Below are 25901 nucleotides of genomic sequence, written 5' to 3'. Positions count from 1 at the left end.
GCGGTCGGCGGGGACGGTGTCCGGGCCGAGCGGCCGGTTCACTCGTCACCACCGTCGAGAAGCCCGCCATCGAGGATCCGGTTGTAGCGCAGCCGGAGTGCACGCTCGGTGCTCGCTACGAGCGTTCCGACAAGAAGCGACACGTTTGCCCAGTCGGGGAGGTGGAGCGGGCTGGAAAACGTGCCGATGCTCTCCGCGATGGGTGGGAGCTGCGTGAGCTGCTCGACAAGCTGCGGCACGCCGAGCACAAGAGCGACCGAAAGCACGCTCACCGACGCGATGCCAACGGCACGACTCAGCGCCGGGTTGGTTCTTTCAAGGCGGGCGCGCCGTCCTTCGGCCGAGGCGGGATCGGGTTCAAGCTGCCGCTCCGAACCGTCGTGCGAGACATAGTGGCCACGCCTGAGCCCGAAGTTGCTGACCGCGACTTCGATGGTGCCACCAGGCACCGCGAACGCGGCGGGAAGCGTAGCGCTGGCCTGGTGGACACCATTGCGGTAGAGCCGCGCGTGCACCTCGCCGTCTGAATCGCCCCCGTGCCGCACGTCGACGGACCAGGTCTCCGGTGTGCCGCCCTCGCCGGTGAGGTGCAGATGGAGGAGGGACCGTGAAAACAGCTGCCACCAGCGATAGTTCGACAGCGTATGGCCGTCCCCGGGCTTCACCGTTTCGTTGCGCGCCACATGTCCCTCTCATGCTGCTCTGCAATGGGTGGTCGACGCGGCGCTCGTGCAGTGGCCGCCCTCTTGACGTCGGAAGGGCGGGCCGCCGCCCACGGGGCTGCCTTCTCCCGCCCAGAGACGACGGAAGCATGCTGAAAACCCTCGAGGATGCGTTTCCTGCGGTCCGAGATGAGTGAGAGGGCACACAGGGCGACACCGACCGTGGCCAACGTCATTCCGGCGACGACGAGCATTCCTGCGCCGATGTTCGCGTCCGGCGTCGGAAGAAGCGCGTGCCACAGCGACCCGACCATTCCGCTGATGGTGCCGGTGAGTCCGACTCCGATTCCGACTCTTCGCAGCATCGAGGTTTCCTTTTCCCTGAGGTGTCGCGCTCCGAACCGCGCGTGCCGGACGCAGCTTGCGGTCTGACAGCCACCTGCCGGCTGCGGTTCTTACTGAACGCTTTTCTTCCCTGGTTCCGTGAAGAGTCGACACCCTGTTGTCGCCACATGGTCAAGGCAGAGGTAGTGCCGCAACGCATTCACGGTGGTACCGGCGCTATCCGCGCCCACTCGTGTGCTCCGCCATGCTTACAACGCACCTCTCGCGCCGATCTCGCGCGATTCGTCGGCGGCCGGGGGAGCGCAGCATCGGTTCGGGTTCTCATCCACCCTGTCGTTGGACGACGGCGCCCCGGCACCCTTCGACGCTCTCGCGGATGCGACTCGCGCACTGCCGGAAACCTTGACCATGTTGCGACGAAACAGCGTCAGCGGATGCAGAGCGGCCGGCAGCATCCCGGGCCAGCAAAGAGAAGCGGCCGCACCTCAAGGGGCACGGCCGCTTCCTGCTTCCGCTGGTCAGGCGGCGGCGATCGCGGCCTTCGACAGGCGCTCGCCGGTCACCTGGTCGAAAACGTGGATGTGCTGCGGCTTCGGGGTGATGAAGATGTGGTCACCGGTCACCGGCCATCGGGTGGTTGCGGCCGTCGACGCGAGCGACGATGTCGAGCCGCGCCCCGTTGACCTGCGTGTGGCCGTAGAGGTAGCCGCCCGCACCCAGCTCCTCGATCACGTCGACCTCGAGCTGCAGACCCTCGCCGCTCGTCGCGACCAGCACATCCTCGCGGCAGATGCCGACGGTGACGGTGCTCGAGCTCGCGCGCGCCAAGGCGTCCCGCTCGGTGGCAGCGACGGCGGTGCCGAACTTGACGCCACCCTCGGTGACGTCGGCAGGGAACAGGTTCATCGCGGGGCTGCCGATGAAGCCCGCGACGAAAACGTAGTTCGGCTTCTCGTAGAGGTCGCGCGGGGTGCCGACCTGCTGCAGGACGCCGTCCTTCAGCACGGCGATCCGGTCGCCCATCGTCAGGGCCTCGGTCTGGTCGTGGTGACGTAGACGGTGGTGACGCCGAGCCGGAGCTGCAGCGACGCGATCTGCGTGCGCGTCTGCACCCGGAGCTTCGCGTCGAGGTTCGAGAGCGGCTCGTCCATGAGGAACACCTGCGGCTGCCGCACGATCGCGCGACCCATCGCCACCCGCTGCCGCTGACCGCCGGGAAGCGCCTTCGGCTTGCGGTTCAGGTACGGCTCGAGGTCCAGGTACGGCTCGAGGTCCAGCAGCTTCGCGGCCTCGCGGACGCGGCTGGCCCGCTCCTCCGTTTTGATGCCGACGATCTTGAGCGCGAATCCCATGTTCTCGGCCGCCGTCATGTTCGGTTACAGCGCGTAGTTCTGGGACACCATCGCGATGTCGCGGTCCTTCGGCGGCACGTCGGTGACGTCGCGGTCGCCGATCAGGATGCGACCGTCGTTGACCTCTTCGAGACCGGCCAGCGTGCGCAGCGCGGTGGACTTCCCGCTTCCGGAGGGGCCAACGAGGACGAGGAACTCGCCGTCATCCACGTGGAGGTCGAGCTTCTCGACGGCCGGGACCGTGGATCCCGGGTAGAGGCGGGTGGACTGGTCGAAGCGTAAGTAGCCATGTTCAGTTTTCTCCTTCACCGGCAGGTACGTGTCCCGGGCGGGAACGAGCGGCATCAGACGGGCGGGTTCCTCCGAGGGCGATCCCGGGTCGGACCGCGATGGTGCAGAACGAGCGCATCGAGAGCGGCGCCCTCCAGGGTGCGATCACGCCGCTTGCCGGGACTCGACCAGACGGCGCTGCTCGATCACGCCCGCCTCCTGGCGGACTCCTTGGGCTTCCGAGTGGAGTCCGCGGTCGGAGTTGAGTCCGAGACACAGTTCGCGTTCGCCCGGCCTGCACCAGTTATGCACGCCCCTGCTGGACCGCGTGGGCGCGCTGCCCGATCCGCAGCGGGCAGCCCTCGGCGTGGCGTTCGGGCAGGAAGGCGGTCCCGCGCCCGACCGGTTCCTGGTCGGGCGCGGGACCCTCAATGCTTTGCAAGCTCGAGATCACCTCCCGCCGGGATCTCCGGGCGCTGACCCTTCGCTGACGCGGGCGCTCCGAGTTCGGCTGGTGCTCGGTGCCGCCCCCGGCAGCCGGGAGCGGCTTGACTGTGTCCCCGGAACATGGTCTTAGCTGAGGTGCACGAGGAAGGGGCCGCACATGGCGTGGAGCACACGAGAGATCGCGGATCTTGCCGGGACGACCGTGAACACCGTCCGCCACTACCACCGCGTGGGCGTGCTCGAGGAACCTGATCGCATGTCGAACGGGTACAAGAAGTACGAGGTCCGGCATCTGATCCGACTCCTGCAGATCCGCCGCCTGCGCGACCTGGGAGTGCCCGTCGACCGGATTCAGCAGGTGGGGTTCGGCGACGACACTCCCACTGCGGCGCTGACGGCGGTTGATGCGGATCTCGCGAAGAGCATCGAGCGGCTCCAGCGTGCTCGCGCTGAGATCAGTGCGATCCTTATCGGCTCTTCCGTGACGGACCTGCCTCCCGGTTTCGAAGGAGTCGCGTCGAAGCTGTCCAAGCCGGAGCGGGCGCTCATGCTCATCTACTCCCGGCTGTATGACGAGGAGGCGATGGCAGATCTCCGTGAAATGGTCGAGTCGGAGCCGGAAGATGTCGGCGGTGCGTTCGACACGTTGGCGCCCGACGCCGACGAGCACACCCGACAGCGGGTGGCTGAGCAGTATGCACCGAGCATCGCGAGGCATCTGTCCGACTACCACTGGTTGAGCGATCAAACCGGGCACGTCTCCAAGAGCCTCAAGGCGACGCAGGACACTCTCATCGAGTCGGTGGCCGCCCTCTACAACCCAGCGCAGCTCGACGTGATCGTCCGGGCGAGCCGGCTCGCGCATGAGCAGATGCAGCAGCGCGATGCCGATCCGGCCGACGAGGGGCGCGCGTCCGAATAGCCGCGCCGGGATCGCAACGCCCTTATTCCTTGTACTTCTTCAGCCCGGTAGCCGTGAAGTAGTTCTGCGTCACGTTGCTGATGAGCACGAGATACCTGGCGCGCTTCTCATCAATGTGGATCACGGTTCGGCGTCGGCGTCGGCGTCCGCGGGGAGCGCCTGCCGGCGCTTGACCCGCTTGCCGAGCGCTCTGTAGCCGACGATCCCGGCGATGAGCACCGCCACCGCGCCGAACCGGACGGCTGTGCCGGCGACGGTGTCCGCATCCGGCCACAGCGCGAGCACGCTCCGCACGCCGCCAGGAAAACTGGAGACGTCGGCGATGCTGTTGACGAAGCTCCCTGCCGCGATCACCCAGGCAAAGATGATGACGGCGAGGAGCGCGACTCGAATGGGTTTCATCGCTCGAATCCTCGCGATCTCGCGGATCGATGTTGCTCGTATCGTTGGCGCGGGCGTGAACCTCGCGCGTTCTCGTTTCTCATGACGTTCAGCGAACACCGTGTTGTCGGAACACGGTCAAGCGTCCGCCTAGAGTCGCCGGGGCTGGCCCACGGCGACGTCGCGGCATGATGGGCGACCGTGACGGGACCGCTGAGATGGATGGACGGAATCGGCGGCGAGTCGGTCTGAGCGGTTGGCAGGCGAGGGATGCTCGCACGTTGCCCCAGCAGGTGACGGAGGCGATAGAGCCAACGCTCGCGTCTAGCTTCGACCCTGGCGAAGCCAGGCGGGCACTCAAATCCGCCATCGCAGCACTCCTCGTGGAAGGTCAGGAGTCAACGGCGCTCGCCTCTCAGGTCCGGAACGACCTGCTACTTCTCGTGGAGTGAGGCCAGGCGGCCAATGGCTTCCGAAGTCGAATGAGGGCCGCTCCGGCCAGGGCGGCATCAGCCGCCAGCCCGGACCGCGTCTGCGGCGAAGTACCCGTCTTCTCTCTACTCATTCAATTGTGCGTCCCAGACAGGGTTCGGAGAGTGCGTGCCCAACACCTGTCTGCATGAGAGGCGGTGCGACAGAGGCGACCGCTGGCCGTTCGGGGAGGTTCGAGTTGTCCGGCTCCGTGCTGGCACCCGCATATGAGCGCAAAGAACCGGGTACGGTTCGCCCTGGGCAGGATATGTAGCCACCCGACTCCCCATCCGTGCCTATCACCCCTGGATATATTGTGTGTCGTTAGCACACACTTTCACGGGGTTCGAACGGAACCCGCGAGGCTTGGACGGGAACCGCCTTGGTAACTCTCTTGGGGCGTCGCGCAGAGCGCGACGCGCTCGACCACTTGCTCGTCGAGGCGCAGGCCGGCCGCAGCGGGACCCTGGTGGTGCGAGGTGAAGCCGGCATCGGCAAGACCGCATTACTCGAGCATGCCCGCGAGGCCGCGACGTCTCTCGGCTTCGAAGTCGCGGGATGCTGCGGGGCCGAGTCCGAGACGCAGTTCGCATTCGCGGCCCTCCACCAGTTGTGTGCGCCGTTGCTCGACCATGCCGATGCGCTGCCGGAGCCGCAGCAGGCCGCTCTCGGTGTGGCCCTCGGGCTGCGCAGCGGTGCGGTACCCGACCCTTTCCTCGTCGGGCTCGCGACGCTGAGCCTCCTGGCCGAAGTCGCCGAGCAGGGCCCGCTACTGTGCCTCGTCGACGACGCACAATGGATCGACCAGGCCTCGGCGCAGGTCCTGACGTTCGTCGCCCGACGGATCTCGGCCGAGCGAGTCGCACTGTTATTCGCCGCGCGCGACGTGGGCATCGACGACATTGATCCCCTGGCCGGCCTGTCGCCCGAGCTGCGGGTGAACGGTCTTCCCGAGAACGACGCCCGGATGCTGCTGGCCGCGGGAGTCAGAGCCCCGCTCGATGACGACGTGCGTGACCGGATCCTTGCGGAGTCGCGTGGTAACCCTCTCGCGCTCCTGGAGCTGCCACGGAGCACGCCGCCCAGCCGGCTCGCGGGCGGGTTCGAGGTTCCGGACTCGCTCACCGTCCCGCGCCGAGTCGAGGAGGTCTTCCATCGCCGGTCGGCTGAGCTTTCCGCCCAGGCGCAGTTGCTGCTGTTGCTCGCCGCCGCCGAACCGACCGGAGATGGGGCTCTGCTCTGGCGAGCGGCCGAGCACCTGGGGGTGCCTCGCGAAGCTGCGGGGCCCGCGGAAGACTCAGGGCTGCTGGAGATCGATACCCGTGTGCGATTCCGTCACCCGCTCGTGCGCTCAGCCGTCTACCGCGCCGCCTCACCGACCGATCGCCGACGCGTGCATGCGGCGCTCGCCACCGCCATCGACCCGCAGGTCCACCCGGACCGTTATGCCTGGCATCGAGCGCAAGCAGTGTGGGGGCAAGACGAGGAGGTTGCGGCCGAGCTGGAGCGCTCGGCCGATCGGACACGCGAACGCGGCGGAGTGGCCGCCGCCGCCGCGTTCCTGCAGCAGGCTGCGGATCTCTCACCCGAACCGGCCGCCCGCGCCCGGCGGGCGCTGGCAGCGGCCCACGCAAAGCACGACTCCGGGGCGTCGATGGCGGCGGCGGAACTTTTGGACGTCGCGGCGGTCGGGCCGCTGGACGAGCTGCAGCGCGCCCGACTCGGGCTCCTCCGAGCACGAATCGCCTTCCAGCTGACACAGGGTGCAGAGGTGCCGGGCATGCTGCTCGACGCCGCCGAGACTCTCGCCCCGCTCGATCCCGCCTTGGCTCGCGAGACGTATCTCCACGCGATCGACGCGGCAATGATCATCGGCGGGGCCGGAAAAGTCCGCGGCGCGCGCGAAGTGGCCGCGGCGGCTCTCGGAGCGCCGCCGCCCCCGGGACCGCCGACGCCGTCGGATCTGCTGCTCGACGCCCTGATCGTGACCTTCACGCGGGGGTACGTGGAGGGAGCGCCCGCAGTGCGCGGAGCGATCGAGGCGTTCCACGATCACGGGTTCGACGGGGAGGCGCTGGGTGAGATGGGCAGCCGCCGCTGGCTGTGGCTCGCGACGCGGAGCGCGGCCGCCCTGTTCGACGAGGAGCGGCTGCGTGTGCTGGCGGCACGCAACGTCCGGCTGGCCCGCGAGTCCGGTGCGCTGGCCACCCTGCCGGGGGCGCTCGTCGGCCACGCCGGGATACTCGTGCTCACCGGCGAGCTGTCCCAGGCGGCAGAGCTCTCCGCAGAAGCGTCGGCAATCACGCTGGCGACTGGCGCCGTGCCGTTGCGGTATGCGGAGGTCATCTTGGCGTCTTGGCGTGGTCACGAGACCGAGACCACCCGGCTGTACGCGGCGAGCGTACAGAACGCGGCGGGACACCGCGGTGGCGCGGAGATGGCCACCGCCAACTACTCGCTGGCCGTGCTGCGCAACGGTTTGAGCGATTACGAGTCGGCTGCGACCGCGGCGGCCGAGGGGTGCGAGACGAACGAGCTCTCCAACACCGGCCTCGCCCTGCTCGAGCTGGTTGAGGCTGCCACTCGCGCCGGTCAGCCCGAACTCGCGGCCACGGCGCTGACCGAACTCTGCGCCCGCGCCGAAGCCAGCGGCACCCCGTGGGCACTCGGGGCGGCCGCGCTTTCGCGCGCGTTGGCCACCTCAGGAGCCGCTGCCGAAGAGCAGTATCTCGAGGCGATCGAGCGAATCCGGGCATCCCGGATGACGGGCTATCTCGGCCGCACGCACCTTGTGTATGGAGAGTGGCTCCGCCGAGAAGGGCGGCGCCAAGACGCCCGGGAACAGCTCCGGGTCGCGCACGAGCTCCTGTCAGCCATGGGCGCGGAGGCGTTCGCCGAACGCGCCGCCCTGGAGTTGCGCGCGACGGGCGAGTATCCGCGGAAACGCACCGCTTCGCCGGCCACTGCGCTCACCAGTCACGAGTTGCAGATCGCTCGACTGGTCGCGACGGGCGCGACATCCCGGGAGGTCGGTTTGCAGCTCTTCCTGAGTCCCCGAACGATCGAGGCCCACCTACGTAACATCTTCCGCAAGCTCGGCATCACCTCTCGACGCCAGCTCAGGGAAGTGCGGCTCCCTTGAGCCCGGGATTGGAGGGACTCGTCGGAAGGGTCGCCTTCGCGCCGAAGCGGCGGTCGTTCCTGCCGCGCTGGTACTGCGCCGCCCTGCATCAGTCGGCGCGCGCGTCTCCCGGACGACGCCGGTCTCGGCCTGTTCGCGTCGCCCGGTGGTCTTCCCCAGCCGCCGGCATACACGATGAGCGCCCCGATCAGCACGGCGACGGCGCTGAAACGTGCTGGGATGCCCAGCGCGGTGCCCCGCTCCGGCCACCGTCGGCCCCTCGAGGTCGAGGTCGTCCGGCGAGTACGCAACGAGGTCCGAGAGGAGACCGTCGGGGGTGAGCGACGATGTCTCGGGCTGGAAGAGACTGCGTTCGCTGCCGCGAAGCTGTCCTCCTGGCAGGACCGGAACGCCCCGCGCGATCTCTACGATCTGTGGGCCATGACGGGGGCCGGGATGGTCGACGCCGCCGCGGCGGCGCTGTTTGCCCGGTTCGGGCCGTTTACGCACGTCACCGACCGCTCCTTCGATCTGATCCCCTCGGAGGACGAGTGGGAGAGGTCGCTCGGTCACCAGGGCCGCATCCGCGTCGGTCCGGAGGAAGCTTCACGGCGAGTGCGTGACGCGCTCGACCGGCTGCGCTGACCCGATCCGCCAAAAGGGGTTCGCCGCATCTATCCAGCCATGCAGATCCGGGCGAATAGAGCCGAACCGCAGACGGTTCGAGAACGGTGCGACAGTGGCGGATCGACAACAGTCGATAGGTCCGAGAAGACGCTCAGCACGAGCTGCCCCTTCAAGTGGCCGTCAGATTTCGTGACTGTGTGGTGACTGCGACGCCTGGCTCGGAGGGTTTGAAGGTGGCCTGAGGAACGAAAGTTCCGCATGTTTCCGGCCTTCTGCTCGCGCCAATCGGGTCTCGGTCGCATTTACACCGAGGATGTCGTCGGTTCGATCCCGGCAGGGCCCACCCCACACCGCTTGCGTCTGAGCCTTCTTCGAATGCGCATCCGTATCGCTAGTATTTGGCCATGGATGACGCCCGGAGCCCCGACGTAGAGCCGATCCGTCGGCGCACGACGTGGCGGCATACGGATGAATCGTCGTCGCAGTTCGACCGTCATGATGACGATGCCCTGGCCGACGCCCTCGCCGCAGAGGTCGCTGCCGTCACCTCGTCGATACCGATCGTCGACGCCGGGGCCCGCGCCGCATCGTATTCGGCGGACGATCTCTTCGCCGCGCTGATGGACGAGTCACGGCCCGAACCGCGTGTCGGACTCGCACAGGATGTCACTGCGGATGCGGAGTACCTTCCCTTCGCCGCGGCGGAGGCGTCCCCTGTCGCGGCAGTGCCCACGATCGTGGGAGACGCGGCGCTTGTCGATGCGCCGGCACTCGTCCCGGAGTCTGCGGCCGAGGTGTCATCGCTCGCCGAGACGCCGCTGGGTGTCGCCGAGCCCGCTGAGGAACTGCCGGTCACCCGCGGACCCGCCGAGGAAGCGCGTGTCATTGCGGAGTCCGTGACTGAGCACCAGGCATTCACCACCGTGCCCGCCGCCGCCGAGCCACCAGTCGCTGCTGCGGCACCAGTCGTCGCTGAGGAGGTCGTTGCTGAGGCACCAGCCGTTGCCGACGCTCCAGCTCTCGGCGACGCGTTCCTCCCGTCCGTTCCACCAATTGACGTGTTCGACGGTTCGGAGTCCGAGCGCGTGCCAATGCCGCCGCAGTATGAACCGAGCCAAGGCGAGTGGCACGACCTCGCGCTGTACCCGTTCCCCTCGGCCATCGGCTCCTCCTCACCCGATCCCGAGCCGGTGCTCGCCGTGCAGCCAGAGCCGGAGCCGGAGCCGGAGCCTGCTGCGCCGACCGACGCGACGTCTCCCGTGCCTGAGCGCTCCTCCGAGCCCGCGTACGTCCTGCCTCCGCCGCTCGTGGAGCCGCCAGCGCCGCCCGGGCCAGCCCCAGCAGGTGGTGGCGGTGCAGCGGCCCACTCGTTCGGGTCGCTGCTCGAGGCCGCCCCTCCGCCGAGTCCGGGGAGCATGGCCGTGCCCCCGCCCGGGTCTCAACTGCCTGAGCCGCCCCGTCTGCGCTCCCTTGACGATGATGCCCTCGCCTCAGTCCTCAACCGCACGACGGCGAACATCGGCGTCGCAGGGGCGCTTGCCGAGCTCGAAGTCCAGATGCAGCTTCGGGACGAGGATGCTCGGGAGTTCGAAACGTGGGAGCGTTCACTTCGCGCGATCGGCACGGACGAGGCGCTCGGTGCAATCGAGCGCGCGCGAGAGCGTTTCGCCGCCCGATTCACGATCCCGTTCCTCTCGGACGAGCCCGCGTCGCCCCCGATGCAGGAGCCCACGTTCGATTCAGGCGGCGCAGACGTTCCCACCGCCCTCTACGATCCCTTGGCGGACACCGGGCCCGAAACCATGCTCCCAGGCCGCGCGGATGCCCCAGGCACATCGCCGGAACTGCTCTCGACTGGCGAGGGCCGACTGCTTGACGACGAGTTCGCAGATTCCCAGCACGTCGACGAGACGGACTGGGTGAGCATCCTGAGCCCGGAACCGGCGCCCGCAGCACTCGCGGAACCAGTATCTATCCCGCTCCCGAGCGGCCTGCCACAGCCAGCGCAAGCACCTCACGACGATGCTCCAGTGCTCACCGACGAGGCGATCATGCGTCAGCGGGCCTTCTCGCTCGAAGCCAACAACGGCGAGCCGACCCTCCTGGAGTACCGTGCGGGCCGCGCGACTCGAATGTTCTGGCAGTGGTTCGCCGTCAACTCCTCCATCGCAAGCATCGGGGTCGGCGCGGTCGTCTTCGGGCTGGGCCTGAGCGTGCGTCAGGCGCTCGTCGCCGTCCTGGCCGGCGTCGCCCTCTCGCTCCTCCCGCTCGGGCTCGCGACTCTCGCAGGCAAGTGGAGCGGCCAGCCCACCATGGTCGTGTCCCGTGCGGCATTCGGCGTCGTGGGCAACCTTGTGCCAGCACTGCTCGCCGTCATCACCCGGGTCTTCTGGGGTGGCGCCATCCTCTGGGTGATTGCTGTCGCTGCCCAGGAGGCGGCTCGTCTCGCGAGCGGCGCGTCCGCCCCTGCGTGGGCCGGGTTGGTTGCGCTCGGCGCCGCCTTCGTGATCGCGACCCTGGTTGCCCTCTTCGGCTACGCGTTGCTCGTGCGCTTCGCTTTTGTGCTGGCGCTCATCAGCGCGGTGCTCATCGTCGGCATGGTGGCCTTGACCTCGTCGAGCATCGACATCGGCGTCGCCCTGCTCGTGGTCGACGGGTCGTGGGCGCACGTCATCACGGGAACCGTTCTCGTCTTCAGTGTGCTCGGCCTCGCGTGGGCGAACGCGGGCTCGGAGGTGGCGCGGTACCAGCGCCCGGGTGGCTCGGGCGCAGCGTCCATCGCGTTCACGATGGCGGGCGCGGCGGTTCCGGCCCTCCTGCTCATCGGCTACGGCGTGCTGCTTGCTGCATCGGGTGGTCAGCTCGACGGGCTCGCCCCCGACCCCCTTGGCGCTCTCGCCTCTGTCCTGCCCGCCTGGGCACCAATCCCGCTCCTGGCGGCACTGTCCCTGGGCCTCATCTGTTCGCTCGCGCTCACCGTGTATTCCGGCGGGTTCTCACTCCAGGCCGCGGGTGTGACCCTGCCGCGGAGCGCAAGCACGCTCGTCATCGCTGCGGCCACGGCAGCCGCCGGTCTCGCGCTTGTCGCGGCCGGCAGCGACATCCGAGGTCTTCTTCTCGACGCCGTGACGACGCTTGCCGTGCCCGTCGCTGCATGGGTCGGAATCTTTGCGTGCGACCTCATGATTCGCAATGAGCGCTTCGACGGCGCGGCGCTCATGCGTCGGCGCAGCATCTACGGCGATGTCAATTGGGTCAACCTCGGGATGCTGCTGCTGGCCTCGGCGGTCGGTTTCGGCTTCACCTCGGGGGCTGTCCCCGGGTTCGACTGGCAGGGATACCTCTGGCCGCTCCTCGGCGTCGCGCCAGAGGGAGGCCTGGGGGCGAGCGACATCGGCGTCATCGTCGCGCTTGTGCTCGGATTGCTCGCGCCCGTGGTCGCTGGCGTCCCTCGCATCCGTGCACAAGAGCGCGCGAGCCGTTGACCGACGCGCTCGTCGATAGAATTGCCGGATGTCAGTTTCTGTCGATCAGGTGACCCAGGCGGTCGAGACCCTGTGGCCTGCAGCGGGTGCCGAGTCATGGGACGCTGTGGGCCTTCTCGCGGGTGATCCCGGGGCCACGGTCGAGCGAATACACCTCGCCGTGGACGCCGTGCTCGATACGGCGGAGGAGGCGATTGTCGCCGACGCCGACCTGCTTCTCGTGCATCACCCGCTCCTGCTCAGGGGCGTCACGTCGGTGGCGGAGGACCGCTACAAGGGCGCGGTCGTGGCAAGGCTCATCCGGGGTGGTTGCGCGTTGATCGCCGCCCACACCAACGCGGATGTCGTCGAATCCGGCACCTCGGCCGTCCTGGCTTCGCGGCTGAGGCTCGAGGACCTGGCGCCCATCGTCCCCGGAGCGATCACCTCGCGTGGTCTCGGACGTACGGGCCGGCTGCCGCAGCCCACGACTCTCGGGCGCCTCGCCCGCAGCCTTGGCGACATCCTGCCCGCCACTGCCTCCGGCATCCGTGTCGCGGGCGGCCACGAGCGCCCCGTGTCTCGCGTGGCACTGTGTGCGGGCGCGGGAGACTCACTTCTCGGGCATCCTTCGGTGGCGGATGCGGACGTGTACATCACCTCAGACCTGCGACACCACCCGGCGTCCGAAGCGCGCGAAGCACTGCGCCTCGGTCACGGCCCTGCGCTGATCGATGTCTCTCATTGGGCCTCGGAGTGGCTCTGGCTTGACACCGCGGCTGAGCAACTGCGCGACGCCCTTCCCGGCGTCACGGTCACCGTCAGTGAACTGCGAACGGATCCCTGGGACTTCTGCATCGTGCAGTGAGCACGACCCCCCTCTCTCTACAGAAAGTGTGACTATGGCGCTCAAGGCGACACCCGAATCCCAGGCTGCGCTGCTGTCGCTGCAAGCCAGCGACATGCGCCTGCAGCAGCTCGCGCACCAGACCAAGACCATCCCTCAGCTCGCGCGGCTCGCGGAACTGACGGCGGAGTCTGAGCGCCTGCGCCAACAGCTCCTCGCCGACATGGGAGCGGTCGAGGATGCGCGCCTGGAGCTGGGAAGGGTCGAGTCCGATGTTGCGGTCGTGGAGGCTCGCATGGCGCGCGACGCGGAGCGCATCGCCGGTTCCTCCTCGGCAAAGGATGTCGCCGGTCTCGAACACGAGATCGAATCTCTGCGTCGGCGGCGCGACGACCTCGAGGAGATCCAGCTCGGGGTGATGGAGCGGCTCGAGGGTCTTGAGGTGCAGGCCGAGGAGAGCAAGCGACAGCGGGACGCGGTGCTCGATGAGATTCGCACGGTCGAGGAGGAGCGCGACGTCGCCCTCTCCTCCATTGAGAACGAGCGTAGGCATGCGCAGGCGAACCGCACGGAGATCGCCGCGACGATTCCGGATGAACTCCTCGCGCTCTACGAGCGCCAGCGGGAGCGCTATGGCGCGGGAGCGTCGCACCTTCGCGGGGGAGTGTCGTCCGCGAGCGGCGTGCGCCTCACGGAGAGCGACATGGCACGCATCAGGGCGGCCGCCCCAGACGAGGTCATCATGTGTCCTGACTCCGAAGCCATCCTCGTGCGCACCGACGAGTCCGGCCTCTAGCCCGGGCAGACGGAGCGAGCGCCCGTCGCGCGCGCTGGTAGCTAGACTGGGCGAGCGAATGGGTCGGCAAGACGGTCGCGTCGCCAGGGCTGCTTCGGCAGCCCGGCGCCGAGGAACGTCCGGGCTCCACAGAGCAGGACGGTGGGTAACACCCACCCGGGGCAACCCGCGAGAAAGTGCAACAGAAAGCAGACCGCCACTGGCTTCGGCCAGCGGTAAGGGTGAAACGGTGGTGTAAGAGACCACCAGCGGCCCGAGCGATCGGGCTGGCTGGGTAAACCTCGTCCGGAGCAAGGTCAGACAGGAAGCGTTACGGGTTGCTCGCCCAGCTTCCGGGTAGACCGCTAGAGGGCTGCGGCAACGTAGTCCCGAGATAGATGGCCGTCCAGCACCCGAGCGGTGTGAACAGAACCCGGCGTATCAGCCGGCCCATTCGCCCCATCGCAGCCGTGAGCGGCGCGTCAGCGTCCCTTCGGATGCCGTGCCAGGGCCGCCGCACCGATGATGCCCGCGTTGTTCCGCATGGCCGCAGGCACGATCTCGGTCTGCAGGTCGAGGAGCGGCAGGAATTCATCGTGGTGCTTTGATACGCCTCCTCCGACGACGAAGCGTTCGGGGGAGAGATAGCGTTCCAGTCGTGTGTAGAAGCGCTGCAGGCGCTCCGCCCACTCGCCCCAGCTCAGCCCTTCGCGTTCACGAGCCGAGTTGGATGCCACGGTCTCCCAATCGACACCGTCGATCTCGAGATGACCGAGCTCGGCGTTGGGCACCAGTGTGCCGTTGTTGATGAGCGCCGTGCCTATCCCGGTGCCAAGCGTCGTCATGATCACGAGGCCGGCGACATTCTTGGCGGCACCGTAGCGGGCCTCAGCGACCCCCGCTGCATCCGCATCGTTGACGAAGTGGATGTCGCGACCAAGCGCCTGCTCGAAGAGCTGCTCAGCCTCGAGCCCGATCCATGCGTCGCTGACGTTGGCGGCCGACATGGTGCGACCGCCCTGCACGACGGCGGGGAAGCAGACACCGACCGGCATTGAGTCGTCGATGCCCTCGATCTCGGCCAAGAGGCCGACGGCCGCCTGCACGACAGCGTCAGGTTCTCCGCCGTCGGGCGTCGGTACCTTGTGCCGGTCGCCGGTGAGTGCACCCTTCTCGAGGTCCACGAGCGCGGCCTTGATGCCAGTGCCTCCGATGTCGATCCCGATCGCCGCTGACATCAGGTACCTTCACGAGGGAGGGTCAGGATCTCGGCGCCGCGCTCTGTCACGACGATCGTGTGCTCGAACTGGGCGGTCATGCGCTTGTCTTTCGTCGTGACCGTCCAGTCGTCGCTCCACATGTCCCACTCGTGCGTGCCGAGCGTGAGCATCGGCTCGATCGTGAACACCATGCCGACCTCCATGACGGTGTCGAACTCTGGCGCGGAGTCGTAGTGGGGGATGATCAGCCCGGAGTGGAAAGCCGCGCCGACACCGTGCCCTGTGAAGTCGCGCACAACGCCATAGCCGAAGCGGCGTGCGTAGGACTCAATGGTCCTTCCGATGACGTTGACCTGCCTGCCGGGGGCGACAGCCTTGATGCCGCGTGCGAGCGCCTCCTCGGTGCGGCTGACGAGGTCCGTCACCTCCTGGGAGGCGCTGCCGACGACGAAGGTGCGGTTCGTGTCACCGTGAAAGCCGTTCTTGAAGGCGGTGATATCGAGGTTGACGATGTCGCCCTCCTCCAGCACCGTGTCGTCGGGGATGCCATGGCACACGACTTCGTTCACCGAGGTGCACACCGACTTCGGGAAACCGCGGTAGCCCAAGCACGACGGGTAGGCGCCGTGTTCCACGACGTACTCGTGGCCGAGGCGATCCAACTCCTCGGTGGTGACGCCGGGGCGGATGTGCGTCGCCACGTGTTCGATGGCGGATGCCGCGATGCGCCCGGATTCGCGGATTAACTCCACCTGCTCGGGGCCGTACACGTCGCCACCCGTGAACTTCGCGGGCGCGGGACGGCCGACATACTCGGGCTTTGCGATCGAAGCGGGGACAGCCCGCCTGGGGGACACCACCCCCGGGATCAGGTGTCCGTTGGAGTCCTTGGGCATAGGATCGATCTTAGGTCGACAGTGGGAGGTGCCATGTCCGAGTGGTGGTACAACACGAGAACCGGCGAGGTCGAAGAGGGCATGAAGTCCCCGGTGATCGATCGTGCCGGGCCGTTCTCATCGCGCGAGGAGGCCCTTCGAGCGCCCGAGATCATCGCGGAACGTTCGCGCCTTTGGGCGGAGGAAGAGGCCAGCGACGAGCGCTGACCTCCTCCCATCCGTTGCTCGCGAGTTAAATGAGGCCCTGGGCGATCATCGCGTCTGCGACCCGGCGGAAGCCGCTCGCATTCGCGCCGATGACGTAGTTTCCGGGAGCGCCGTAGTGGTCGGCCGCCTCATAGGCCGCGCGGTGAACATCGCTCATGATGGTGCGCAGCCGGTCCTCGCTCTTGGCGAAGTTCCAACGCTGACGGGCCGCATTCTGACTCATCTCCAGCGCTGAGGTGGCCACGCCGCCCGCATTGGCAGCCTTACCGGGCGCGAACAGCACCCCCGCCGCCTGCAGCAACGCGATGGCCTCCGGAGTCGTCGGCATGTTCGCACCCTCAGAGACGGCCGTGACGCCGTTCTTGAGCAGGTTCTTCGCGTCGTCCTCGTTGAGCTCGTTCTGGGTGGCGGAGGGGAAGGCGAGTTCCGCCGGAACCTCCCAGACGCGGCGGTCGGCGACGAAGCGCGCGCCGGGCCTGCGCTCCGCGTACTCCGAGATGCGTCCCCGTTCGACCTCCTTGATCTGCTTCAGCAGGTCGAGGTCGATGCCGTGGTCGTCGACGATGTAACCGCTCGAGTCCGAGGCGGTGATCGCGCGGCCTCCGAGCTGGTGGATCTTCTCGATCGCATAGATCGCGACGTTGCCCGAGCCGGAGACGAGGGCCGTCTTGCCCTCGATTGCCTCGCCCTTCTTCGCGAGCATCTCCTCCATGAAGAAGACGGCACCGTAGCCGGTCGCCTCGGTGCGCACCTGGGCGCCGCCCCACAGCACGCCTTTGCCGGTGAACATGCCCGACTCGTGCCGGTTGGTGAGGCGGCGGTACTGGCCGAAGAGGTAGCCGATCTCGCGAGAGCCGACACCGATGTCGCCCGCGGGCACGTCGGTGTGTTCGCCGAGGTGGCGGTAGAGCTCGCTCATGAAGCTCTGGCAGAAGCGCATGATCTCCGCGTCGGAACGGCCGTGCGGGTCGAAGTCGGCGCCGCCCTTGGCTCCACCGATGCCCTGGCCGGTCAGCGCATTCTTGAAGATCTGCTCGAAGCCGAGGAACTTGATGATGCTCAGGTTGACGCTTGGGTGGAAGCGAAGGCCGCCCTTGTACGGGCCGAGGGCGGAGTTGTACTGCACTCGGTATCCGCGGTTGACGTGGACGCGACCGTTGTCGTCAACCCATGGCACGCGGAAGAGGATCTGGCGCTCGGGCTCGACGAGCAGGTCGACGACGCCGCTCTCGACGTACTCGGGATGCTTGGCGACAACCGGCGCGATGGACTCGAGTACCTCACGCATTGCCTGATGGAACTCGGTCTCGCCAGCGCTGCGTGCGACAGCGCGGTCATAAACGGCCACAAGGGCCGGGTCTAGTGCAGAGTGCATGAAAACTTTCTCGGTTCGGTGGCTCCCTGCGCCGGACTATTCGTAGGAGTGCTCGGGGCCGGGATAGGTGCCAGACTCGACATCCGATCGGAATGCGGTCACAGCCTCGGTGAGAATACCGTGTAGATCAGCATACTTGCGAACGAAGCGGGGGATTCGACCGCTCGTGAGCCCCGCCCAGTCGGTCCACACGAGCAGCTGGCCATCTACCTCCGGACCCGCTCCGACGCCAATTGTGGGAATCCGGAGTTCTTGCGTGACGAGGGCTGCTGAGTCTGCGGGAACCATCTCAAGTACGACCGCGAATGCTCCCGCATCCTGCACTGCGCGGGCGTCTTCGAGCAACTGCTTCACCTGGTCGCCGCGTCCCTGGATCATGTGGCCGCCGAGGCCGTGTTCGCTCTGCGGGGTGAAGCCGATGTGCGCCATGACGGGGATACCGGCCGAGACAATGCGACGGATCTGCTCTGCGCTCCGCACGCCGCCCTCGAGCTTGACGGCATGGGCACCCGTCTCCTTCATGAAGCGGAAGGCGGTGTGGAGGGCCTCATCTGGGCTCGTCTCGTATGAACCGAAGGGGAGGTCAGCGACGACGAGGGCTCGCTTGGCCGCGATGGCGACGGCACGCGTGAGCGGGATGAGTTCGTCGATCGTGACCGGCAGGGTCGTGTCGTGACCGAAGACAGTGTTGCCCGCTGAGTCGCCGACAAGGAGGAAGTCAACACCTGCGTCGTCGAAGATCCGGGCCGTCAGATAGTCGTAGCTCGTGAGGCCCGTGATTCGGATGCCACGTTCCTTCGCCTGCTGAAAGTGCCGGGTGCGCACGCGCTTGACGGGAGCGGGGGTGGAAGCATCGCTGGTTTCACTCATGTGGCCACTCTATGACGGCGTTGCATCACTCCGCCCGACTCGGCCGATACGTGACGGGGAGGCGTCGGTCGCGACCGAAGGCCATCCCAGAGATCTTCGGGCCGATCGCCCCCTGGCGTCGCTTCCACTCGGAACGGTCGACGAGCGTGGTCACCTCATCGACGATCGCCGGGTCGAAACCGAGGGCAACGACATCGGCAGCGCCGAGCTTACGCGTCACATAGGCATCGATCAGCGGATCGAGGATCTCGTAGGGCGGAAGGGAATCCTCATCCACCTGGCCCGGCTTGAGCTCGGCGGAGGGCGGCTTGGTGATCGAGTTCTCCGGGATGGGCGGCACCTCGCCCCGTGCTGCCGCGAACTCGTTGCGCCACGCTGCGAGCTCCCAGACGAGGAGTTTCGGCACATCCTTGATGGGAGCGAAACCGCCGACCGAGTCTCCATAGATGGTGGAGTAGCCCACGGCGAGTTCAGTCTTGTTGCCGGTCGTGAGCACCAGGTGGCCATGCATGTTGGAGAGGCCCATGAGAATCACGGCGCGCACGCGCGCTTGAAGGTTCTCGGCCGCGACTCCCGTGAGGCCGAGCTGCTCCTCGAACGGTGCGACGAGTCCTGCGATCGGCTGCGTTTCGAAGTGCACGCCAGTGCGCTCGGCGAGGTCGTCTGCGTCGGATCGGGAATGCTCGGAGGAGTACCTGCTCGGCATCGACACCCCGTAGACGGAATCGGCGCCGATCGCATCGACTGCGAGGGCCGCGCATACGGCTGAGTCGATCCCGCCCGAGAGTCCCAAGACAACAGTGCGGAAACCGTTCTTCTTGACATAGTCACGAAGCCCGAGGACGAGGGCGTTCCAGAGCTGTTCACGGTCATCGGGAAGCTCCGTGACATCCCGGCCCAGCTCGGGTTTCGTGGGCACGGCTGCCGTGAGCTCGATCCGGTGCACCTCAGGCGGCAGAGGCGTGTCGGTGGCGTCAGCGGCGTTGACATCGACGACGAGAAGGTGTTCCCGGAATTGGGGCGCCCGGGCAATGATCGTGCCGCTTCCGTCGACCACGACGCTGTCGCCGTCGAATACGAGGTCGTCCTGGCCGCCGACAAGGTTCACGTAGGCGACGATCGTGTCGGTCTCGACGGCACGGCGTGTGACGAGTGGGAGGCGCACCTCGTCCTTGTCTCGCTCGAAGGGGGAGCCGTTGAGTACCGCCAACACACCGGCATCCGCCTCGAGTACGCGCGCGACGGGCCCGCCGTCCCGCCAGAGGTCTTCGCAGATCACGACAGCGACATCGACATCATTCACACGCACGACGAGCAACTCGTCGCCGGGGATAAAGATGCGGTACTCGTCGAAGACCGAGTAGTTGGGCAGGTGGTGCTTCGAGTAGGTGGCCTTGACGTGACCGTGGTGGAGCACGCTGGCCGAGTTCTTCGCGATTGCCGTGGGCGCGTTGCTCGTGCCGAGGAGGCGCGGCTCGTGGGGTCCATCCGGATGTCCCACAATGACGACGAGGTCGCCGAGGCCCTCATCCTGGAGGCGCTTTGCGAGCACATTGACCGCATCCACCGCGGCGGTGAGGAAGCTCGGACGGGACGCGAGGTCTTCAATGGGGTAGCCCGAGAGTGCCATCTCGCCCGTGATCAGCAGCTCGGCCCCCTGGGCTGCTGCTCGTCGAGCGGCCTCGAGCACCTGCATGCAGTTGCCTTCGAGGTCGCCCAGCACCGGATTTGTCTGCGCGAGTGCCAAGCGGATTCGTCCCATAGCCAGTAGCCTAATAGCGCATCTTCGCCCCGGTCAGGGGCGAGAATCGGTCGAGACCACGAGGAGCACATGGACAAGCAGCGGGACTTCGTCCTTCGTACCATCGAAGAGCGTGGCATCAAGTTCATCCGCCTGTGGTTCACCGACGTTGTCGGCACGCTGAAGTCCGTTGCCATCGCACCGGCTGAGGTGGAGGGTGCGTTCGCGGAGGGCCTCGGCTTCGACGGCTCCGCGATCGAGGGCCTGACCCGCTCCTATGAGGCCGATGTCCTCGCCCATCCAGACCCGGCGACGTTCCAGATCCTCCCGTGGCGCGGCGAGATCGATCCAACGGCGCGCATGTTTTGCGACATCATGACGCCTGACGGCCAGCCGGCCATCGCTGACCCCCGCAATGTGCTCAAGCGCACGCTGGAGAAGGCCGCGGATGCTGGTTTCACCTTCTACACGCACCCCGAGATCGAGTTCTACCTCCTCAAGAGCTCCAAGTTCGGCACCGAGGGGCCGCAGCCGGTCGACTCTGCCGGGTACTTCGACAACGTGCCGGGCGGCACGGCCCACGATTTCAGGCGTCGTTCCGTGCGAATGCTCGAGGACCTCGGCATCTCGGTCGAGTTCAGCCACCACGAGGCTGGTCCTGGCCAGAACGAGATCGACCTGCGCTACGCCGACGCCCTCACGACAGCGGACAACATCATGACCTTCCGCACCGTGATCAAGGAGGTCGCGATTGAGCAGGGGGTCTACGCGACCTTCATGCCGAAGCCGTTCTCCGAGCATCCAGGTTCGGGAATGCACACCCACATGTCGCTCTTCGAGGGCGACACGAACGCCTTCTACGAGGCGGGCGCGCAGTACCAGCTCTCCAAGACCGGCCGTCACTTCATTGCCGGTCTCCTGAAGCACGCGCCCGAGATCACGGCCGTCACGAATCAGTTCGTCAACTCCTACAAGCGGCTGTGGGGCGGCGACGAAGCGCCGAGCTTCATCACGTGGGGACACAACAACCGCTCTGCCCTCGTGCGTGTTCCGCTGTACAAGCCCAACAAGGGTCAGAGCGCGCGCGTCGAGTACCGCGGTATCGACTCGGCCTCGAACCCCTACCTCTCCTTCTCGCTCATGCTTGCCGCGGGCCTCAAGGGCATCGAGGGGGAGTACGAGCTCCAGCCGGAGGCCGAGGACAACGTCTGGCAGATGACCGACTCCGAGCGCCGGGCGCTCGGCTACAACGCACTGCCAGCCAGCCTCGACCACGCCGTGTCGCTCATGGAGGACTCTGAGCTCGTTGCCGAGACACTCGGAGAGCAGGTGTTCAACTTCGTGCTGCGCAACAAGCGGCAGGAGTGGCGCGAGTATCGCTCCCAGGTCACTCCCTATGAGCTCAACCGGAACCTGGAGATGCTCTAGCCCCGCTCATGGCCCGCGACCAGACGTCCCTGACCGAGCTCGCGCGCCTCGGCTTCGCGCGTCTCGGCGAGGCGAGGGAGTCCCTGGACGCGCTCGGCCGAGAGCGCGCGACGGCGCTCTTCGGCGTGTTCTCCCTTGCGGCAGATCCCGACGAAGCACTCCGCCTCCTGCTGGAACTGCGTGACCGGGCTCCTGCTGAGACCGATGCGCTCCTCGCGGAGGAGGGTGCTGCCCGCCGCCTCATCCGCCTGCTCGGGGCGTCGCCCGCCCTGGGCGAGTTCTTTCGGCGTCACCCCGCCGAGATGGCGACCCTGACGCATCCGCTGATATCGCCCTGGAGCGCCGAGCAGTATCGTGCCGACCTGCAGGATGCGGTCGCTGAGCTCAACGGCGAAGCCGGGTGGAACGCCCTTCGGGTGCGCTACCGCCGCCATCTTGCCGCCCTGGCCGCCTACGACCTTGAGCTGCCGAATCCGCTTGTCGGTATTTCGGAGGTGACGGCGGCGCTGGCCGACCTTGCCTCGGCAGCCCTCGATGCCTCCCTCACCGTCGCGCGACGCGACGTGCCGTACCCGGCGGATGAAGTCGCCGCCACGCGCCTCGCCGTGATCGGCATGGGTAAGGCGGGAGCGCGCGAACTCAACTACGTCAGTGACGTCGACGTCATTTTCGTCGTCGAGGGCTCGGAGTCGATCCCAACTGGGCTCGCGATCGACATCGGCACGCGGCTTGCGATCGCCACCATGAAGGGCATCAGCGACCTCGCAACCGAGCCTTTGCTCTGGGAGGTCGATGCGAATCTGCGACCGGAAGGCAAGGACGGCGCGCTCGTTCGCACGCTGGAATCCCACGTTGCCTACTACGAGCGATGGGCGCAGAACTGGGAGTTCCAGGCACTCCTCAAGTCACGCCACATCGCTGGCGACCGAGACCTCGGTGAGCGGTACGAGGAGGCAATCCGCCCCTTCGTCTGGCGGAGCTCCTCGCGGGACGGCTTCGTGCAGGGCGTGCAGCGGATGCGCGAGCGCGTCACCGAGCACATCCCCGCTGAAGAGGTCGACATCCAGCTGAAACTCGGTCCCGGCGGCATCCGTGACATCGAGTTCACAGTGCAACTGCTGCAGCTCGTCCACGGCAGTGCGGATGAGCACGTGCGCCAGCGAGCGAGCCTCGATGCCCTGGATGCCCTCGCCGAACAGGGCTACATCGGTAGGGCAGAGGCGGCCGAGTTCGCGCACGACTACCAGTTCCTGCGGGTACTCGAGCACCGGCTACAGCTGAACCGTCTGACACGGACCCACCTCATGCCGCGTGACCCGGACGCCCTCCGGGTGCTCGCGCGCGCCTCTGGTCTCGCAGCGACGGCGGAGAGCATCACGGAACAGTGGGCGGCGCGGAAGTCGACCGTGCGCACCCTCCACGAGAAGCTCTTCTACCGGCCTCTCCTCTCCGCGGTCGCGGCGCTTCCCGAAGAGGAGCTGGCGCTCACGAGTGGGCAGGCCGAGGCGCGTCTCGCCGCGATCGGCTTCATCGACACCCGCGGGGCCCTCGCGCACATCGCCGCCATGACGGCGGGGGTCTCCCGACGTGCCCAGATCCAGAAGAACCTGCTGCCCGTGATGCTCCAGTGGTTCGCCGAAGGGGCAGACCCCGATTACGGCCTGCTCGCGTTCCGCCGGCTCAGCGACGAACTGGGGGAGTCGTACTGGTACCTGCGGATGCTGCGGGATTCCTCCGGCGCTGCCAAGCGACTCACGGCTGCCCTGAGTGGTTCCCGCTTCGTCGGTGGCCTGCTTGAACGGATGCCGGAGTCCGCCGCGTGGCTCGAGAGCGACGACGACCTGCGACCGAGGCCCGCATCCCTGCTGGACGAGGAGTCCACGGCCATCCTGCGCCGCCACAGCGAGCCGAAGACGGCAGTTGCCGCCCTCCGCGCCATCCGCAGGCGAGAGGTGCTGAGGGTCGCCCTCGGGGCGATCCTGGGCGTTGTGGGCATCGAGGAGCTTGGCACGGCGCTCTCCGACATCAACACGGCCCTGCTGCGGGGGGTGCTCGCGGCCGTACGTCGTGCCGATGACGGCCTGGAGTTCGCCATCATCGCTATGGGTCGTTACGGCGGCGCTGAGCTCGGTTTCGGTTCGGATGCCGACGTCATGTATGTCTATCGGCCCACGACTGCGGAGCCCCACATCGCGCAGCGAGCCGCCGAGCGCATCGTCTCTGACATCGTCGCGCTGACGGAGGACCTCAGGCTGCCCTTCGATCTCGACGCGAACCTGAGACCGGAGGGACGAAACGGCCCAATCGCGCGCTCCCTCGACTCCTACCGTGCCTACTATGAGCGCTGGTCCCTCACCTGGGAGGCTCAGGCCCTCCTGCGGGCTCGGGGCGTCGCGGGCGACGCCCAACTCCTCGCCGACTTCGAGGAACTGGCCGACTCGGTCCGCTATCCGGATGCGATCTCCGAGACGGATGTGCGAGAGGTCAAACGCATCAAGGCCCGGGTCGAATCGGAGCGCCTTCCCCAGGCGGCCGACCCATCGCGGCACCTGAAGCTCGGTCGTGGCTCGTTGAGCGATGTCGAGTGGTTCGTACAGCTCATCCAGCTGCAGCATGCTCACGAGCACCCGGAACTTCGCACCACGTCGACGCTTCGTGCCCTCGCCGCGGCAGCCGAGCTTGGATTCGTGCCCGAAGAGGAGGCGCACACGCTGCGCGAGGCGTGGATCCTGGCGTCGCGCATCCGCTCGGCTATCACGCTGTGGTCAGGCAAGACCTCCGACGTGATCCCCACCGACCGCGAGCAGCTCGACGGAATTGCGCGCCTCCTCGGATACCCCGCAGGCTCTGCGACGTTGCTGGAGGAGCACTACATGCGCTCGACTCGGCACGCGCGCACCGTGTTCGAGCGCCGCTTCTACGGGGTGTCGAAGCCCTACCAGCCGTCCACCGGCTGACACTGGCCGAGCATGAGGAAAGGGCCGCGGAACAGAGTTCCGCGGCCCTTCTCATTGGCTCCTGCGATCAGACTCCGAAGTACAGCTCGTACTCGATCGGGGTCGGGCGCATGGCGGCGGGAAGGATCTCCTTCTCGCGCTTGTACGCAATCCAGGTCTCGATGAGGTCCTTCGTGAACACGTTGCCCTGCATCAGGAAGTCGTGGTCCTGCTCGAGCGCGTCCAGCGCCTCAGCGAGGTTCGCGGGCACCTGCGGGATGTTCTTGGCCTCCTCGGGCGGGAGCTCGTAGAGGTCCTTGTCGACCGGGTCGAGCGGCTCGATGCGGTTCTTGATTCCGTCGAGGCCCGCCATGAGCTGAGCCGCGAATGCGAGGTACGGGTTGCCCGAGGCATCCGGCGCTCGGAACTCGATGCGCTTCGCCTTCGGGTTGGTTCCCGTGATCGGGATGCGGATGGCAGCTGAGCGGTTGCCGGCCGAGTACACGAGGTTGACGGGGGCCTCAAAGCCGGGCACCAGACGACGGTAGGAGTTCAGCGTGGGGTTCGTGAACGCGAGCACGGCGGGTGCGTGCTTGAGCAGGCCACCGATGTACCAGCGTGCGGTGTCGCTGAGCCCGCCGTAGCCGGCCTCATCGTAGAAGAGCGGCTTGCCCTCGTTCCAAAGCGACTGGTGGGTGTGCATGCCGGAGCCGTTGTCTCCGAAGAGCGGCTTGGGCATGAAGGTCGCGGTCTTGCCCCACTCGTTCGCCGTGTTCTTGACGATGTACTTGAACTTCAGGATGTCGTCTGCCGCGTGCACCATGGTGTCGAAGCGGTAGTTGATCTCCGCCTGTCCACCGGTGCCAACCTCGTGGTGCGCACGCTCGAGGATAAGGCCCGCATCGATGAGCTTAAGGCTGATGTCGTCACGCAGGTCTGCCTGCTTGTCAACGGGGCTCACGGGGAAGTAGCCGCCCTTGTATGGGGTCTTGTTGCCGAGGTTGCCGCCGGCCTCCTCGCGACCCGTGTTCCATGCGCCCTCCTCCGAGTCGACGCTGAAGAAGCTTGCGTTCTGCTTCGTCTCGTAGCGCACGTCGTCGAAGATATAGAACTCCGCCTCTGGGGCGAAGAAGGCGGTGTCTGCGATGCCCGTCGAGGCAAGGTACTTCTCGGCCTTCTTGGCGACCTGGCGCGGGTCACGTCCATAGACTTCACCGTTGCGCGGGTTGTAGATGTCGAAGACCATGATGAGCGTCTTCTCGGCGCGGAACGGGTCCAGGTAGGCCGTGCTCACATCGGGGATCAGCTGCATGTCTGATTCGTGAATCGACGCGAAGCCTCGAATCGAGGAACCGTCGAAGAGCTGGCCGTCGCGGAAGAAGTCCTCGTCGACGGTCGATGCCGGGATGTTGAAGTGCTGCTGAACACCGGGGAGATCGGTGAAGCGGATATCAAGGAACTTGATGTCGTTTTCCTTGATGTACTTGAGCACCTCGGAAGAATCATTGAACATGCGATGGACTCCAATGGCGAGGGATTTGCGG

The 25901-nt window shown here is 67.0% G+C and carries 17 protein-coding genes, 1 other RNA gene and 1 pseudogene; 10 read left to right on the top strand and 9 right to left on the bottom strand.

The annotated features are described in order from the left end of the window. Positions 1–38: 38 nt before the first annotated feature. Positions 39–683, bottom strand: coding sequence for a hypothetical protein (locus FVA74_RS06990; protein ID WP_147721349.1), 645 nt, complete (start codon positions 681–683; stop codon positions 39–41). Between the two features lie 842 nt (positions 684–1525). Then, a pseudogene (locus tag FVA74_RS06985) lies at positions 1526–2668 on the bottom strand (ABC transporter ATP-binding protein). Between the two features lie 565 nt (positions 2669–3233). On the opposite strand from FVA74_RS06985, the gene FVA74_RS06980 reads away from it, so the two are divergent. Then, the gene (locus FVA74_RS06980; RefSeq protein WP_147721348.1) at positions 3234–3998 is read left to right on the top strand and encodes a MerR family transcriptional regulator; all 765 of its coding nucleotides are present in this window, start codon (positions 3234–3236) and stop codon (positions 3996–3998) included. Positions 3999–4118: 120 nt separating this feature from the next. On the opposite strand, the gene FVA74_RS06975 is transcribed toward FVA74_RS06980, so the two are convergent. Then, a complete protein-coding gene (locus FVA74_RS06975) occupies positions 4119–4400 on the bottom strand; it encodes a hypothetical protein (RefSeq protein ID WP_147721347.1) in 282 nt (93 codons plus the stop codon). A gap of 844 nt (positions 4401–5244) precedes the next feature. On the opposite strand from FVA74_RS06975, the gene FVA74_RS06970 reads away from it, so the two are divergent. The 6 genes from FVA74_RS06970 (at position 5245) to rnpB (ending at position 14141) form a co-directional block, all read left to right on the top strand. Continuing rightward, complete coding sequence (locus FVA74_RS06970; protein ID WP_147721346.1) at positions 5245–7992, top strand: AAA family ATPase; 2748 nt, start codon at positions 5245–5247, stop codon at positions 7990–7992. 174 nt (positions 7993–8166) lie between these two features. After that, positions 8167–8616 carry a nucleotidyl transferase AbiEii/AbiGii toxin family protein gene (locus FVA74_RS06965; RefSeq protein ID WP_147721345.1) on the top strand — a complete coding sequence of 150 codons (450 nt, stop codon included), beginning with the start codon at positions 8167–8169 and terminating at the stop codon, positions 8614–8616. 386 nt (positions 8617–9002) lie between these two features. Then, positions 9003–12083, top strand: a complete 3081-nt coding sequence (locus tag FVA74_RS06960; RefSeq protein WP_147721344.1) for a cytosine permease — start codon at positions 9003–9005, stop codon at positions 12081–12083. A 28-nt stretch (positions 12084–12111) separates the two neighbouring features. Beyond that, entirely contained in the window at positions 12112–12930 is an 819-nt protein-coding gene (locus FVA74_RS06955) for a Nif3-like dinuclear metal center hexameric protein (protein WP_147721343.1), read from the top strand. Positions 12931–12964: 34 nt separating this feature from the next. Continuing rightward, the gene (locus tag FVA74_RS06950) at positions 12965–13705 is read left to right on the top strand and encodes a zinc ribbon domain-containing protein (RefSeq protein WP_147721342.1); all 741 of its coding nucleotides are present in this window, start codon (positions 12965–12967) and stop codon (positions 13703–13705) included. Between the two features lie 59 nt (positions 13706–13764). Continuing rightward, positions 13765–14141, top strand: an RNA gene (gene rnpB, locus FVA74_RS06945) — RNase P RNA component class A. Between the two features lie 25 nt (positions 14142–14166). On the opposite strand, the gene ppgK is transcribed toward rnpB, so the two are convergent. Then, positions 14167–14922, bottom strand: coding sequence for a polyphosphate--glucose phosphotransferase (gene ppgK / locus FVA74_RS06940; protein ID WP_147721341.1), 756 nt, complete (start codon positions 14920–14922; stop codon positions 14167–14169). After that, a complete protein-coding gene (gene map, locus FVA74_RS06935) occupies positions 14922–15800 on the bottom strand; it encodes a type I methionyl aminopeptidase (RefSeq protein WP_147721340.1) in 879 nt (292 codons plus the stop codon). Before map ends, ppgK begins: the two co-directional genes overlap by 1 nt. 33 nt (positions 15801–15833) lie before the next feature. On the opposite strand from map, the gene FVA74_RS06930 reads away from it, so the two are divergent. Next, positions 15834–16007, top strand: a complete 174-nt coding sequence (locus tag FVA74_RS06930; RefSeq protein WP_147721339.1) for an SPOR domain-containing protein — start codon at positions 15834–15836, stop codon at positions 16005–16007. A gap of 25 nt (positions 16008–16032) precedes the next feature. On the opposite strand, the gene gdhA is transcribed toward FVA74_RS06930, so the two are convergent. The 3 genes from gdhA to FVA74_RS06915 are packed head-to-tail and all read right to left on the bottom strand — an operon-like array spanning position 16033 to position 20014. Next, positions 16033–17382: an NADP-specific glutamate dehydrogenase gene (gene gdhA, locus FVA74_RS06925; protein ID WP_147721338.1), complete on the bottom strand. Its 1350-nt coding sequence runs from the start codon at positions 17380–17382 to the stop codon at positions 16033–16035. 36 nt (positions 17383–17418) lie between these two features. Beyond that, positions 17419–18252, bottom strand: a complete 834-nt coding sequence (gene panB, locus FVA74_RS06920; protein ID WP_147721337.1) for a 3-methyl-2-oxobutanoate hydroxymethyltransferase — start codon at positions 18250–18252, stop codon at positions 17419–17421. Positions 18253–18277: 25 nt separating this feature from the next. Beyond that, positions 18278–20014 (bottom strand): NAD+ synthase, encoded by a 1737-nt coding sequence (locus tag FVA74_RS06915; RefSeq protein ID WP_147721336.1) that lies wholly within the window; start codon positions 20012–20014, stop codon positions 18278–18280. A 69-nt stretch (positions 20015–20083) separates the two neighbouring features. On the opposite strand from FVA74_RS06915, the gene glnA (FVA74_RS06910) reads away from it, so the two are divergent. Both glnA (FVA74_RS06910) and FVA74_RS06905 read left to right on the top strand, forming a co-directional pair. Continuing rightward, on the top strand, positions 20084–21421 hold the full coding sequence (glnA, locus tag FVA74_RS06910) for a type I glutamate--ammonia ligase (protein WP_147721335.1): 1338 nt from the start codon (positions 20084–20086) through the stop codon (positions 21419–21421). Between the two features lie 8 nt (positions 21422–21429). Further along, positions 21430–24378, top strand: coding sequence for a bifunctional [glutamine synthetase] adenylyltransferase/[glutamine synthetase]-adenylyl-L-tyrosine phosphorylase (locus FVA74_RS06905; RefSeq protein WP_147721334.1), 2949 nt, complete (start codon positions 21430–21432; stop codon positions 24376–24378). A 67-nt stretch (positions 24379–24445) separates the two neighbouring features. On the opposite strand, the gene glnA (FVA74_RS06900) is transcribed toward FVA74_RS06905, so the two are convergent. Continuing rightward, positions 24446–25870, bottom strand: coding sequence for a type I glutamate--ammonia ligase (gene glnA / locus FVA74_RS06900; protein WP_147721333.1), 1425 nt, complete (start codon positions 25868–25870; stop codon positions 24446–24448). Between the last annotated feature and the right edge of the window lie 31 nt (positions 25871–25901).

The organism is Salinibacterium sp. dk2585, assembly GCF_008001035.1.
Taxonomy (GTDB): Bacteria; Actinomycetota; Actinomycetes; order Actinomycetales; family Microbacteriaceae; genus Homoserinimonas.
The sequence above is the reverse complement of the archived record's forward strand: the minus strand, read 5'-3'. Positions and strand labels throughout refer to the sequence as shown.